General features: G+C 72.5%; 14 protein-coding genes and 1 pseudogene. 10 read left to right on the top strand and 5 right to left on the bottom strand.

The genetic code is table 11. The features are described from left to right. Positions 1-7 precede the first annotated feature (7 nt). The 5 genes and pseudogenes from QSK10_RS31265 to QSK10_RS31245 all read left to right on the top strand — a co-directional run. Positions 8-397, top strand: coding sequence for an ASCH domain-containing protein (locus QSK10_RS31265; RefSeq protein WP_285667033.1), 390 nt, complete (start codon positions 8-10; stop codon positions 395-397). 56 nt (positions 398-453) lie between these two features. Beyond that, a complete protein-coding gene (locus QSK10_RS31260) occupies positions 454-2,958 on the top strand; it encodes an Hsp70 family protein (protein WP_285667032.1) in 2,505 nt (834 codons plus the stop codon). Further along, positions 2,955-3,368 (top strand): hypothetical protein, encoded by a 414-nt coding sequence (locus QSK10_RS31255; protein WP_285667031.1) that lies wholly within the window; start codon positions 2,955-2,957, stop codon positions 3,366-3,368. Before QSK10_RS31260 ends, QSK10_RS31255 begins: the two co-directional genes overlap by 4 nt. Further along, positions 3,365-3,832 (top strand): hypothetical protein, encoded by a 468-nt coding sequence (locus QSK10_RS31250; protein ID WP_285667030.1) that lies wholly within the window; start codon positions 3,365-3,367, stop codon positions 3,830-3,832. Before QSK10_RS31255 ends, QSK10_RS31250 begins: the two co-directional genes overlap by 4 nt. A gap of 78 nt (positions 3,833-3,910) precedes the next feature. Then, positions 3,911-4,525: pseudogene (locus QSK10_RS31245) on the top strand (DedA family protein); the annotation flags it as partial. Positions 4,526-4,530: 5 nt separating this feature from the next. On the opposite strand, the gene QSK10_RS31240 reads toward QSK10_RS31245, so the two are convergent. Together QSK10_RS31240 and QSK10_RS31235 are read right to left on the bottom strand one after the other, a co-directional pair. Beyond that, positions 4,531-5,178, bottom strand: coding sequence for a response regulator transcription factor (locus QSK10_RS31240; protein ID WP_285667028.1), 648 nt, complete (start codon positions 5,176-5,178; stop codon positions 4,531-4,533). Further along, positions 5,169-6,329: a sensor histidine kinase gene (locus QSK10_RS31235; RefSeq protein WP_285667027.1), complete on the bottom strand. Its 1,161-nt coding sequence runs from the start codon at positions 6,327-6,329 to the stop codon at positions 5,169-5,171. Before QSK10_RS31235 ends, QSK10_RS31240 begins: the two co-directional genes overlap by 10 nt. Positions 6,330-6,421: 92 nt before the next feature. On the opposite strand from QSK10_RS31235, the gene QSK10_RS31230 reads away from it, so the two are divergent. Further along, positions 6,422-6,943, top strand: coding sequence for a hypothetical protein (locus tag QSK10_RS31230; protein WP_285667026.1), 522 nt, complete (start codon positions 6,422-6,424; stop codon positions 6,941-6,943). On the opposite strand, the gene QSK10_RS31225 is transcribed toward QSK10_RS31230, so the two are convergent. After that, entirely contained in the window at positions 6,940-8,073 is a 1,134-nt protein-coding gene (locus tag QSK10_RS31225) for an amino acid deaminase/aldolase (protein ID WP_285667025.1), read from the bottom strand. The genes QSK10_RS31230 and QSK10_RS31225 overlap by 4 nt on opposite strands. Then, positions 8,070-9,374, bottom strand: coding sequence for a D-arabinono-1,4-lactone oxidase (locus QSK10_RS31220; RefSeq protein WP_285667024.1), 1,305 nt, complete (start codon positions 9,372-9,374; stop codon positions 8,070-8,072). Before QSK10_RS31220 ends, QSK10_RS31225 begins: the two co-directional genes overlap by 4 nt. 97 nt (positions 9,375-9,471) lie before the next feature. Here QSK10_RS31220 and QSK10_RS31215 point away from each other — a divergent pair, with 97 nt between their 5' ends. The 3 genes from QSK10_RS31215 (at position 9,472) to QSK10_RS31205 (ending at position 11,089) form a co-directional block, all read left to right on the top strand. Beyond that, positions 9,472-10,389, top strand: coding sequence for a LysR family transcriptional regulator (locus QSK10_RS31215; protein ID WP_285667023.1), 918 nt, complete (start codon positions 9,472-9,474; stop codon positions 10,387-10,389). A gap of 85 nt (positions 10,390-10,474) precedes the next feature. Then, positions 10,475-10,672, top strand: coding sequence for a hypothetical protein (locus tag QSK10_RS31210; RefSeq protein WP_285667022.1), 198 nt, complete (start codon positions 10,475-10,477; stop codon positions 10,670-10,672). A 186-nt stretch (positions 10,673-10,858) separates the two neighbouring features. Beyond that, positions 10,859-11,089, top strand: a complete 231-nt coding sequence (locus QSK10_RS31205) for a helix-turn-helix domain-containing protein (protein ID WP_285667021.1) — start codon at positions 10,859-10,861, stop codon at positions 11,087-11,089. Between the two features lie 61 nt (positions 11,090-11,150). Here QSK10_RS31205 and QSK10_RS31200 read toward each other — a convergent pair whose 3' ends face one another. Further along, positions 11,151-11,849: a TetR/AcrR family transcriptional regulator gene (locus tag QSK10_RS31200; protein ID WP_285667020.1), complete on the bottom strand. Its 699-nt coding sequence runs from the start codon at positions 11,847-11,849 to the stop codon at positions 11,151-11,153. 198 nt (positions 11,850-12,047) lie between these two features. Here QSK10_RS31200 and QSK10_RS31195 point away from each other — a divergent pair, with 198 nt between their 5' ends. Then, complete coding sequence (locus tag QSK10_RS31195) at positions 12,048-13,064, top strand: aldo/keto reductase (RefSeq protein ID WP_285667019.1); 1,017 nt, start codon at positions 12,048-12,050, stop codon at positions 13,062-13,064. The last annotated feature ends 783 nt before the right edge of the window (positions 13,065-13,847 follow it).

Raw genomic sequence — 13,847 nt, 5'->3', positions numbered from 1 at the left:
AGACGCCATGTGGCCACGGGTCAACGGGATGCGCACGATGGAACTCGGTATGCCCGGTGAGCAGCGCACGCTGCTGAACGGTTACGCCCTCGCCGGCGAGAAGGTCGCAACCGCCGGTCTCCTGGTCGAATACGCCGAGGAGGGTGAGGAACTGGAGCACGTCGGCGAGCGGATGTCCCTCGTCGACGATGAGAACAACGAGCTGGGCGTCATCGAGGTTACGGCCGTCGACGTGGTGCCCTTCGCCGAGGTCACCTGGGAGTTCGCGCGCTCGGAGGGCGAGGGCTTCACCTCGATCGCGCACTGGCGCGAGGTCCACACCGACTACTGGGCGAAGACCGGTGTCACCGTCGACGATCGCACCGAGATCGTGTGCATCGGGTTCCGGCTCCTTTAACGCGTCCGGTATCCCGCGTCGGCGGGAGAGTCGCACGGCGGCGATAGACTCCGCCCGTGCCAGCCACCCCCCACTCCTCTGGGCTCGGTATCGACTTCGGGACGTCCCACACCGTCGCCGTCATCCGCCGCCCGGACGGGCGCGTCGAGCCGCTCCTGTTCGACTCCTCGCCCCTGCTGCCCTCGGCGGTCTTCGCGCCGCCCGACGGGCGTCCGCAGGCCGGTCGCGACGCCCTGGACTGGGCCCGCGTCGAGCCGTCCCGCTTCGAACCAAACCCGAAACGCCGCGTGGACGACGGGACGGTCCTGCTCGGTGAGCGCGAGCTCGCCGTCGCCGAGCTGTTCGCCGCCGTCCTCGACCGCGTCCGCGAGGAGTACGTCAAGGTCACCGGGTACACCCCGGTCAACGTGACGCTGACCTATCCGGCGGCGTGGGGTCCGGCGCGCCGGGCGGTGCTGCTGGACGCCGCGCGCCGCGCCGGTCTCGGCGAGCCCGCGCTGGTCCCGGAGCCGGTCGCGGCCGCGACCTACTTCGTGCACCAGCTGCACCACGAGGTCCCGGTGGGCTCGGCGGTGGTCGTCCACGACTTCGGCGGCGGCACCTTCGACGCCTCGGTGGTGCGCCGCACCGCCTCGGGTTTCGAGGTCCTGGCGGTGGGGGGTCTCGACGATCTCGGCGGCGTGGACGTCGACGAGGCGATCATCGGGCACCTGCGGTCGCGGATCGGCGCGCCGGAGGTGTGGGAGCGGCTGCTGCGCCCGGAGTCCCCTGTGGACCGGCGGCACCGGCGGACGTTCCTGGAGGACATCCGCCGCGCCAAGGAGCGCCTGTCGCGGCACAGCACCGCCGACCTGTTCCTGCCGCTGCTGGATCAGGACGTGCACCTGACGCGCGGTGAGCTGGAGTCGCTCACCGGGCCGATGCTGGCCCGCGCGGTCGCGGTCGTCCTGCGCGTCATCGGCGAGTCCGGGGTGACCCGTGCCGACGTCGCGGGGGTGTTCCTGGTCGGCGGTTCGAGCCGGATGCCGCTGGTGGCCACGATGCTGCACCGCGAGCTGGGCATCGCGCCGACCGCGATCGACCAGATCGACCAGATCGTGGCGCACGGCGCGCTGCTGGCGACGCCCGCGCCGGTGGCGTTCACACCGCCGCCACCGGTGTCCGCGCCGCCGTACACGCCGCCCATCCCGGTCTCGGCGCCGCCGGTCTCCGCTCCACCGGTCTCCGCACCGCCGGTTTCGGGCCCGCCCGTCTCGCCCGCCCACCCACCCCAGCCGCCGGTCTACCCGTCCGGCGGGAACGGGCCGGTCTTCGGCTCCGAGCCGGGCAAGGCGACCTATCCCACGCACCTCGAACCGGCGACCATGGCGGCGATCGAGCTCTCCTGGAAGGACGCTCTCCCGCCGGCGCCGGTGAAGGGCAAGCGCAACTGGCAGGCGGTGGTCTCCACGCTCCTGTCCCTCGCCGTGGTCGCGGCGATCATGGTCTACGCCTTCTCCAAGACCGGAGGCGGCGGCCTCCCGGACTTCCTGGGCGGCGGCGACTCGGGATCGGGCGGTCCGTCGATGGGCAAGCCGACGTCCACCTACGACCGGGCCTCGCAGACGCAGGAGCGGGTCGAGATCGCCGTCATCGACGGCAAACCCTTCGTCGTCGGCTCCGACGATTTCAACTCGATCCGGGTCTGGGACGCCTCGACCGGCGATGAGAAGGCCACCCTCAAAGAGGAATCCATCGGCGTCAAGGAACTGGCGGTGATCAACCGCGAGAACGACGACCCGCTCATCGCGTACAACATGACCGCGGTCGGCATCAAGGTCTGGAACCCGGTCACGGGCGATGTCGACGTCCTCACCGACTACGGCTTCGGCAGCGGAAAGCTGATGGCGGGAGGCGTGCTGGACGGCAAGCCCGCGCTGCTCAACCTCAGCGGGAGCGGCAAGAACTCCGTCACCGTCACCATCATCAACCCCGCCAACGGCAAGCGGCTCGGCGAGTGGACCAACAAGGACATCTACGCCGACGACGCCTCGGTCGGCGTCATCGACGGCGAACCGGTCATCGCCCTGGCCGGCAACGACAAGACCGACAACTACCGGGTGATCCTCGCGCGCCTGTCCGACGGGAAGGTCCTGCGCGTGATCGAGCCGAAGATCGGCCAGGAGAAGGACTCCGATCCCCGCAGCGGGAGGGTGGCCGTCACCGGCGGCAATCCCCCGGCCGTGCTCACGGCCAACGGCGTCAAGGAGATCGAGCGCTGGAACGCCGCCACCGGTGAGCCGATCGGCGACGCCTTCACCGGCATCCCCACGACCGTGGACATGATCCGCGCCGTGCAATGGGGCGAGCGGTGGCTCGTGATGTCCGTCGACGACTTCGACGACTTGGCGCTGGTGTGGGATCCGCTCACCGGCGAGGTCGTCAAGCGCTTCTCCCTGGACGACCTGGACGGTGACATCGGCTTGCAGGCCGCCGGAATCGGCGTCGTGGGCGCCAAGCTCGTCCTCTCCATCGCGGTGCTGACCGAGAGCAAGGTCCACACCTGGGTCATCAGCCCGTGAAGGCCGCCGTCGGCTTCCTCGTCGCCGCCACGCTCCTCCTGGCCGGCGTCCTCGTCGCCGGACCGGCGCTCGCGCCCCGCGACGGCCACGGCGCGGCGATCGCCGCCGCCCGCGAGCTGATCGACGGCTACGCCGACGAGCTGGACGCCGGGACGACGGTCGAGGCCGCCAACGCCGCCCTCGACCACGTGCAGGGCGCGTGGGTGACACGGGAGGGGATCTCCAAACCGGTGGTGGCCGTCCTGGCCACCACCTACCCCGGGTCCTCGATGGCCGACTTGGACGACCCGGTCCGGGTGGGCGCCTGCTTCATCCTGTCGGGCCGGGTGAACATCGCCGACGGCTGCCTGGACGCGTGGAGCGCGCTCCCCCACAAACCCGACTTCCTCGTCACCCCGGAGGACGAGTGAAGCGCGCCCTCATCACCGTGGCGATCCTGGAACTGCTGCTGACCGCCGTCCTCGTCGTCCACCAGCGGACCTCGGGACCGCGGCCCGCCGCCGACGCCGCCCTGTACCGCACCCGCGCCGCCACCGACGAGCTCGCCTCCCGCGTCGCGGCCTCGCTGCGAGAAGTCGCCGCGCGGCGGGAGTCCTTCACCGAGGACGGGCGCCTCGCGCCCGACGCGGCCGGTGAGCTGACCGGGGTGGTCACCGCCGTCCCCGGCGCGCACCTGTTCGCGCTGGACGCCGCGGGCGACGGCGTCCTGGTCACCGTCGGCCTGCGCGTCACCGCCACCGTCGGGGACGAGAGCGTCACCGCCGGGAGGTGCGCGTCCTTCGAGGTCAGCCCCGGCGCCGACGTCTATCCGCAGCCCGGCACGTGCGCGGGCTCCTGGGGCCCGGAGGGACCACCGCCGCACCTGCTGCCCTGAGGAAGGTAATGGTGGCCGCCGCGAACCTTACGGTTTACCCCAAGGTCCACGCGCCCGCGCCCGCATAACTTCGCCTGCATGACGACGATCGAACCCGGCGGCATCGCGGCCTGGGCCGTGGACCTGATGGACAAGCTCGGCGGCCCCGGCGCGGGCCTGGCCATCGCACTGGAGAACCTCTTCCCGCCGCTCCCCAGCGAGGTGATCCTGCCCCTCGCCGGCTTCACCGCCAGCCAGGGGAAACTGACCCTCGCCGGAGCGCTCATCTGGACCACCCTCGGCTCGGTGGTGGGCGCCGTCGCGCTGTACCTGATCGGCGCGTGGCTGGGCCGCGACCGGGTCCGGGCGATCGCGGCGAAGCTGCCGCTGATCAAGCTCTCCGACGTCGACAAGACCGAGGCGTGGTTCCAGCGGCACGGGCGCAAGGCGGTGTTCCTGGGCCGGATGATCCCGATCTTCCGCAGCCTCATCTCGATCCCCGCGGGCGTCTCCCGCATGCCCCTGCCGGTGTTCCTGCTCTACACCGCCATCGGCAGCCTCATCTGGAACTCCGTGCTCGTGCTGGCCGGTTTCTACCTCGGCGAGAGCTGGGACCTGGTGGAGACCTACGTCGGCGTGCTGTCCAAAGTGGTCATCGTCGCGGTGGTGATCGCGTTCGTGTGGTTCGTGGTGGCCAGGTTGCGCGCGCCGCGCGGGCGTCACGAGTCCAGGTAGCGCAGCACCGCCAGCACGCGGCGGCTGTACCCCTCGCCCCGGGTCAGCCCGAGCTTGCCGAAGATGGCCGCCGCGTGCTTCTCCACCGCGCTGAGGGACATGTGCAGCTCCTCGGCGATGCGCGCGTTCGTCCACCCCTGGGCCATGACCTCCAGGACCTCCGTCTCGCGCGGGGTGAGCGTCGCCAGGGGATCGCGATGCGAGGTACGGGCCACCAGCTGCCGCACGACCTCCGGGTCGAAGGCCGCTCCCCCGCGCCCGACGCGCTCCAGGGCGTCCAGGAACTCCCCGACGTGCATGACGCGGTCCTTGAGCAGGTAGCCCACCCCGCCGGAGTGACCGGTGATCAGCTCGGTGGCGTAGCGCTTCTCCACGTACTGCGACAGCACCAGGACGCCCACCCCGGGCCGCTCCTCGCGGATCCGCAGCGCCGCCCGCAGGCCCTCGTCGGTGTGGGTCGGCGGCATCCGGACGTCCACGGTGACCGCGTCGACGTCCCCCACGGCCGCCAGGGCGGCCATCAGCTCATCGGCGTCCCCCACGGCGGCGGCGACCTCGTGGCCCTCCTCGGCCAGCAGCCGGACCAGCCCCTCGCGCAGCAGTGTGGAGTCCTCGGCGACGATCAGGCGCACGGCAGCACCGCCCGCACCACGGTCGGGCCGCCGGTGGGGCTGTCGACGGCGAACTCCCCGTCGGCCGCCGCGACCCGGCGCGCCAGGCCCGACAGCCCGCCGCCGGTGGCGTCGGCGCCGCCTTGGCCCGGGTCGGTGACGGTCACCGTCAGCCGCTCATCCTCGGCGCGCACGTCCACCTCGATCCACTCGGGGGCGGCGTGTTTGGCCGCGTTGGTCACCGACTCGCTCACCACGAAGTAGGCGACCGTCTCCAGGTCGGCCGACAGTCTGCCGGAGAGCCCGTAGGACAACCGCACCGGGATCGCGCTGCGCTCGACGACCGCCTCCAGCGCCGGGCGCAGCCCACCGTCGTCCAGCGCCGCTGGGAACACCCGCCACGACACGTCGCGCAGCTCGCGCAGGATCTCGGCGGTCTCCTCATGCGCCTGCCGGACCAGGTCGGCGGCGCGTTCGGGGTCGCCGCCGCGCCGGGCGCGTCCCAGCAGCATCCCCAGGGCCACCAGCCGCTGCTGGACGCCGTCGTGCAGCACCCGCTCGATGCGCCGCCGCTCGTCGTTGACCGCCGCGACCACCGCCGCGCGGCTGGCCGCCAGCTCGCCGACCCGCCGCTCCAGCTCCTCGGTGCCGCTGGGACCGAGGAGGTCGCGCGCCAGACGCCGCTCGACCACCGCCAGCCCCGACATGCCCTGCACGTCCACGAACAGCAGCACCAGCCCCAGGAACACGTTCACCACGAACAGGCCCGGGCCGTCGTTGAAGGCGCCGTCCAGCAGCTGCGCCACCAGCACCCCGGCCAGGCCACCCCCCATGACCAGCAGGAACACGATCAGGCCACCGGCGGCACCCACCCACAGGCGCGTGGCCAGGTACAGCAGCACCCGGCGGCCGGAGTAGGCCAGCGTGCCCGGATCGCCGAAGAAGCGCTGGAGCCGCCGCAGCTCCAGCCGCGCGAAGGCGTGCGCGCGGGCCAGGATCGCGCGCCGCACCGCCGTCCGCGCGCCGGGGAAGGGCGCGGCGAAGACGTAGGCGAGTCCCGAACCGATGAGGAACAGCAGGTGAGCCGCCGCGGTCAGCGCGCCCAGGGTCAGTCCGGCCACCAGCAACCCGTACCGGCGGACGAGGGCGGACGGTGAGAAGTTCCGCAGCACGCGGCAAAGGTACGCGAGATCGGCCCTTTCGGGCAGGCCGCGATGATCCCGCTCACCCGATACTCGAACATCGGCTCGGACAGGAGGCGCGCGTGCTCAGCTGGTGGATCCCCGTGACGGCGATGGCGGTCGCACAGGTCCTGGTCCTGCTCATCCCGTGGGCGGCGCTCGCCGTGGTCTACTCCGGGTACCACACCGCGTGGATGGATCCCTATCACCAGCGCGACCAGCACCGCACCCTGTGGAACGCGCGCGTATGGATCGAGTGGCCCGTCGCGATCGGCCTCGGGTGGCTCGGGTCGTGGTGGATCGGGCCGCCGCGCGGCCTCGTCCTCGCCGTCTTCACCGCGCTGCTGGCGCGCGCGACCTACATCGGGTTCATCAAGGCGCGCCGCCGTCGCGGCTGGTGGACGGGCCGCGCCCTGGAGCTCCTCCTCACCCTCGTGTTCACCGTGGGCGGCGCGCTGCTCGCCGAGCGGCTGCTGGAGCGGTACCCCGACCCGACGTGGATGCAGTGGGCTGCGGCCGGTGCGTTCCTGCTGCTGGCGCCGATGGTCATGGCGTGGCTGCTGTCGTGGCTGGCGCGGATCATGCTCGCGGTCGCGCGGGTCTAGAGGAACGCCCTCCCCTCCCCCCGGTAGGTGGGGACGACGTCGCGGATCTCGCCGCCGTCCACCAGGTGGAGCTCGTTCACCCGCTCGCACAGCTCACCGGCCTTCGTGTGCCGGAACCACACGCGATCGCCGACGCGCAGGCCGCGCGCGCCGGTCAGCGGGGTCTGGACCTCGCCCGCGCCCTCCATCGCGGTCAGCTTGAGGCCCTCCGGCCACACCGGCGTGGGCAGCCGGTCGCGGCCGGGCGTCCCGGAGGCGACCCAGCCGCCGCCCAGGACGGTGACCATGCCCGGCGCCGGGACGCGCGTCACCGGCAGCGCGAAGAACGCCGCCGGTTCGGGCCGGAACGCGCGGTAGGTGTCGAAGAGGGCCGGGCCGTAGAGGCCGGACCCGGCGGCCAGCTCGGTGACGGCGTCCTCGGCGGCGGTGCTCTCCAGGCTGCCCGTGCCGCCGCCGTTGACGAACTCCAGCGGCGCGACCTCGGCGACGGCCGCGACCGCCTCCGCACGGCGCTGGCGCAGCTCACGGCGGGACAGCGCCTGGATCAGCCGGACGACCGGGCGCGCGCGGTCACCGAGACCGGCGATCTGCGCCTCGTAGGACATCACGCCGACCAGCCGCAGGCCCGGCCGCGCGACCACCTCGCGGGCCAGCGCGCGGGCGCCGGCCCCGTCGCGCACCGGTGAGCGCCGGGTGCCCAGATGCGCGCCGAGGAGGCGCAGGGAGGCGTCCAGGTCGAGGCAGACGCGGATGGGCGCGCCGGACGGGACGAGGTCGAGCTGCGCGGGATCGTCGATCATGATCGTGACGCGGTCGGCGAGCCCGGAGCCGGCGAGCCGCCAGAGCGCGTCGGTGTCGGTGGTGGGGTAGGCGACCAGGACGTCGTCGACGTCCTCGGCGAGCCACATCGCCTCGGGGAGGGTGTAGGCGAGGACGCCCCGGTAGCCGGGGACGGCGAGGGCGGCCCGGGTGAGGGCGCGGCAGCGGATCGACTTGGAGGCCAGCCGGATGGGTTTGCCCCCGGCGCGGCGGGTCATGTCGGCGGCGTTGCGGTGGAACGCGCCGGTGTCGACCACCGCGAAGGGCGGCTGGAGGTCGCGGGTGGCGCGGTCGAGGTCGGCGAAGGTCACGGTGCCCCCAGGACGCGGTCGAGGTAGTCGTTGGTGAAGAGGCGGCCGGGGTCGAGGGTGTCGCGCAGGGCGGTGAACTCGGTGAAGCGCGGGTACTTCTCGCGCAGGGCGGCGGCGTCGAGGCGGTGCAGTTTGCCCCAGTGGGGGCGTCCGCCGGCGGCGCCGAGGATGTCCTCCATCGCGTCGAAGAAGCGGCGGTAGGGCATGCGTCGGTATTGGTGGAAGGCGATGTAGACGGAGTCGCGGCCGTAGGTGGGGGCGAGGGGGATGTCGTCCCCGGCGACGTAGCGGACCTCGAAGGGGAACGAGACGCGCTCGTCGTGGGTGTCGACCCAGTGGCGGATCTCGCGCAGCACCTCGGCGGCCGCCTCGCGGGGGATGGCGTATTCACCCTCGAAGAAGCGGACCCGGCGGGTGGAGGCGAAGACCTTGTAGGAGGTGTCGACGTACTCGCGGCGGGACAGCGCGCGCCCGGCGAGGCGGGTCAGCGGCGGGATCGTGGCCGGTATCGCGGTGCCGGTGAGCATGATCGCGCCGAGCGCGCCGTTGGACAGGATCTCGTCGTCGATGATGTGGCGCAGCCTCCCGATGGGTTTGAGGGGAGCGTCCCCCGGCAGCCGCGTGTGCCGCTTGGTGAGGGCGGTGCGGCCGTGCGGGAACCAGAAGAACTCCCAGTGGTCGTGGGTGTCGGCGAGTTCGTCCATGCCGTCGAGGACCTCGTCGATCGGCAGCGGCTCCTCGACGCCGTGCAGCGCGAAGGCCGGGACGCACTGGAGCGTCACGCGGGTGATGACGCCGAGCGCGCCCAGTCCGACGCGCGCGGCGGCGAACAGTTCGGGGCGCTCGTCGGCGGAGCAGTCGACGACCTCGCCGTCGGCGAGGACCAGCTGCATGGCGCGGATCTGGGTGGCGATCGTCCCGATGGCGGCGCCGGTGCCGTGTGTGCCGGTGGAGACGGCGCCGCTGATGGACTGCCGGTCGATGTCGCCGAGGTTCTCCATCGCCAGGCCGTGCCGGTGCAGAAGCGGTCCCAGTTCGTACAACGAGATACCGCCCTCGACGGTTACGAGGCCGCTGTCGCGGTCGACGTCGACGACCCGGTTGAGCCGGTCGGCGCGCAGCTGCACCCCGTCCGTCGCCGCGATCGACGTGAACGAGTGGCCCGCGCCGACCGGTTTGACGCGCAGCCCCTCGCGCGCGGCGGCGCGCACCGCGTCCACGACCTCGCCGGTGGTCGCGGGCGCGACCACGCGCGCGGGATTCGCGCGGACGCCGCCGCTCCAATTGCGCCATGCGGACATGTGACCCTCCACACTGTGATGCGGGCTACCCTGGCAAACGCGGCGCGCGGAGTGAAACAACCTCTCCGGCACCGATCTACAATTTCCGGTTGTGGATGTGTCGAGTCGTCGCCTGCGTTACTTCACGGTCCTGGCCGAGGAGCTGCATTTCAGCCGCGCCGCCGCCCGGCTGTTCATGACCCAGCAGGCCCTCTCCAAGCAGCTGCGCGAGCTGGAGGCCGAGGTCGGGGCGAAACTCGTCCACCGCACCACCCGCAGCGTCGCCCTCACCGAGGCCGGAGCGGTCTTCGCCGGCGCCGCCCGCGAGGCCCTCGCCGTCATCGACGCCGGCGTCACCGCCGCCCGCCGCGCCCACGGCGTCACCCCACTGCGCCTCGGCTTCCTGATCGGCGCCGCGATGGAACTGACCACCCCGCTCCTGCGCGCCTTCGCCGCCCGCCATCCCGCCGTCCGCCTCGACCTGCACGAGTACGGCTTCGCCACCCCCTCCGCCGGTCTCGCCGACGGCTCCTCCGACATCGCCCTCCTGCGCCTCCCCCTCGCCACGACCGGGCTCACCACCGTCCCCCTCTTCACCGAACCCCTCGTCGCCGTCCTCCCCGCCGGCCACCCCCTCGCCGCCCGCCCCACCGTCACCGCCGCCGAGGTCGCCGCCGAACAACTCGTCATGGGCGCCTCCCCCGACCCCGTATGGCGCGGCTACTGGACCCTCGACGCCCACCGCCCACCCGCGACCCCCCGCCGCGTCCTCGACTCGGCGACCCAGAGCGAGGAAGTCGAGATGGTCGCCGCCGGAGTGGCCGTCACCGTCACCGTCGCCGGACTCGAACGCTATGTCGGACGCGGCGGCCTGCGCTACGTCCCGATCGAGGACGCGCCGGGCTCGACCCTCGCCCTCGCCTGGCGCGAGACCGACGGCGGAAATCCGGCGGTGCGCGCCTTCGTCGAGACCGCCCTGGCGGTACGGGACGAGGAGAGCGAGCTGGTGGCGATGATCGAGGCGGGCGGCGGTTAGGGAGGATTTGTCGCACCGGCCGTTTAGTGTGCCGGGCCATGACCACTTCCGGATTCGTCACGCTGGGCACCGGCGTCCGTTTCGCGTGGACCAGCGCAGCGCCCAATACCCGAACACCGGCGACGACGCGCTCCTCATCGAGCGCTTCACCGCCGGAACCGATGTCGCCGCGCTCGCGCATCACTTCGGCCGACGCCGGTCCGCGATCCGCTCCCGCCTCGTCAAGCACGGGCTGATGGACGCCGAGGAGGCGAAGCTCCGCTGGCGGCGGGAGGAGGACTGAGGCGGTCGGGCGCGGCGCGTTCTCCCACGCGGGCCGTTTTCGCGTGCCTGGAGCACCGAAGGCATGCACCGTCCACAGTGGGCGTCGTCCGGCCCGAGCCCGAGCGTCTCAACCGCGTGAGCGATCGCCCACGCCGCCACCTGAAACTCGGTACCGCGCCGACCGCGTCCACGGCACGATCCGAGAATGCCCGACCACTATCTCAAGCCGGCCGTGATCCTCTCCGCGCTCTTCAGCCGTGGGCTGCTCACCTACGCCTCCCAAGCCGCGCACATCGGGATCGCGAGGCAGACGCTCTCCGCCGTACTCTCCGGCAGGCAGCAGCCTCAAGCAGCGACCGTACGCAAAATCGCCGAGAGCCTGGAGCTGCCCTACTCCGCGTTCGTCGTGGCTCTCCCGGTGGATCAGGCCGACTGAGGACGCCCACCTCACCGGCTCACCTCACGCGAGCCGCCATCCCGACCCGCGCCCGGCCCGCCTAGCTCAGCCGGTCCAGCAGCTCCGCGAACAGCGCCGATTCGCCCGGGGTGAGCTTGCCGTGCGCGTCCGGCAGAACCGCCTTGAGCCCGATCGCGCGGGTCGCGACGACTTCCAGCCCGGTGACTCCTCCGTGCCCGTTCCCGGGGGCGGCTTCGGGCGCAACGATCGCGGCGAGGATCGCCTCGCGCACCGATGCGGAGAGCTCGGCCGGTGAGCCGGGGTCGGCGATGAGGGCGAGCACCACTCCCACACCGGCGGCGTGGATCATCGCCGCGGCGGCGTCCACGCCGAGGCGCAGGCGTCCGGCCGCGGCGAGCTGCTGCACCATGCCGCGCAGGATGTCGCGGCCCTCCCGCGCGGCCGGGAACTCGGCGTCGGGGCGGGGATCGCCGTACATGAGCGTGTACAGCGCGGGGTTGGCCAGGCCGAACTCGACGTGGGTGTCCCAGCCGACGCGGAGGCGGGCGACGGGGTCGCCTTCGGTCTCCTGCGCCCGCTTCGACTCAAGGTAGGTGGCGAAACCGAGGCTCGCGACCGCCGCGAGCAGGCCGCGCATGTCGCCGAACTGGCGGTAGATCGTCTGCGGCTGGACCCCTGCGTCGGCGCTGACCGCGCGGGTCGTCACCGCGTCGCGGCCGCCTTCGGCGAGCAGGCGCGCGGCGGTGTGGAGGATGCGGTCGCGGGGCGAGTCGGTCATGCATCGACGATAACACCGGGCCGTGATCACATGTCACTCCAAGCCCTCTCACCTGCGAGAATCGTCGCTCACGCGGACATGTTGCCAACGGTCACGGATCTGTGCTAACTTGATTCCGTTACCGACGATCACCTCGTCGATCAGGCGAACGACCTTCCAGCCGACTCAGGCAACGCACTCAAGCACTGGAGCCGCATCATGTCCGCCATCACCGGCACTCTCGCCCGCCGCTCGCTCGGCGCGCACGGACTCGTCAGTTCAGCCCTCGGGCTGGGGCTGATGGGCATGTCCGACCTCTACGGGCCCGCCGACGACGCCGAGTCCATCGCGACCGTCCACGCCGCCATCGACGCCGGGGTCACCCTGCTCGACACCGGCGACTTCTACGGCATGGGCCACAACGAGATGCTGCTGCGCGAGGCCCTGCGCGGCCGGGACCGCGACGGCGTCCTCATCAGCGTCAAGTTCGGGGCCCTGCGCGGTCCCGACGGCGCCTGGCTCGGCTACGACGCGAGACCGGCCGCGGTGAAGAACTTCGCCGCCTACAGCCTGCGCCGCCTGGGCACCGACCACATCGACGTCTACCGTCCCGCCCGCCTCGACCCCGAGGTGCCGATCGAGGACACCATCGGCGCCATCGCCGAACTCGTGGACGCCGGTCACGTCCGCCACATCGGGCTCTCCGAGGTGAGCGCCGAGACCCTGCGCCGCGCCCACGCCGTCCACCCCATCTCCGACCTGCAGATCGAGTACTCGCTGCTCTCACGCGGCATCGAGGCCGACATCCTCCCCACCGCGCGCGAGCTCGGCATCGGCGTCACCGCCTACGGGGTCCTCTCCCGTGGGCTGCTCTCCGGGCACTGGGACGCCTCCCGCGAGCTCACCGCCGGTGACTTCCGGGGCTTCAGCCCGCGCTTCCAGGGCGAGAACCTCGCCCACAACCTGGCCCTCGTTGAGGCCCTCCGCGCACTCGCCGAGACCAAGGACGCCACCGTCGCGCAGATCGCCATCGCCTGGGTCGCCGCGCAGGACGCGACGATCGTCCCCCTGGTCGGCGCCCGCCGCCGCGACCGGCTGGCCGAGGCCCTCGGCGCCGCCCGCGTCGAACTCACCCCCGCCGACCTCGCCGCGATCGAGGACGCCGTCCCAGCCGGCTCGGCCGCGGGAACCCGCTACGCCGAGGCCCAGATGCACCACCTCGACAGCGAACGCTGAAGCGAGCCGCACACCGGACTCCGTCAAGGGGTGACGGAGGTTGGAAGGAGGGGGGAGGGAGTCCCGCTCCCACCCGGAACCCATCTCCCGGAATCCATGTCCCGGAACCCATGTCCCCGGGCGGCCTCGGCACCGTCACGCCGCCGGTCATCCGGACCGGGCGACAGGCCACGGGCCACGGGCGACATGAGTCGGGTGACGAGTGGGCAGGAGACGAGCGAGACAGGCCACAAGCCACAAGCCACGGGTCCCAAGCGACGGGCCATGGGCCATGGCACGGGCGACGGGCGACGGGCGACGGGCGACGGGCGACGGGCGACGGGCGACGGGCGACGGGCGACGATCAGGGCTACCTCGATGTCGTGGTGATCAATGCCGGAATCGCTCAACCTGGACCACCTCCGAGGTGGCCGAGGCCATGCCGCACTGGGGCCAGGCGGCACCGGGGACAGGCGGCGCTAGGGGCCAAGCCGCACCGGGCAAAGCGGCGCCAGGGCCAGAAGGCAATGGGGGCAAGCGGCACTCGGCGCCAGGCGGTGCCGAGGCCAGGCGGCGGTGCCAAGCGGCACCGGGGCTAGAGGGCACCGGGACTAGAGGGCACCGGGGCTAGAGGGCACCGGGGCTAGGCGGCGCCAGAGACCAAGCGGCACCGGGGTCAGGCGGTGTTGGGGAACGGTGAGCGCTGGAGCCGGGCTGGGTCCGGGTCGGGCGGTGCCGGAGAGCGGCACTCCGACATTGGCTTCTGCCGACATCGCGTCTGCCGGGTCCGCCCGCTCTCACGGC

It is taken from the genome of Actinorhabdospora filicis (genome assembly GCF_030269765.1).
Classification (GTDB): Bacteria; Actinomycetota; Actinomycetes; order Mycobacteriales; family Micromonosporaceae; genus Actinorhabdospora; species Actinorhabdospora filicis.
Note: the sequence above shows the minus strand (reverse complement) of the source record. Positions and strands in the feature narration are given on the sequence as shown.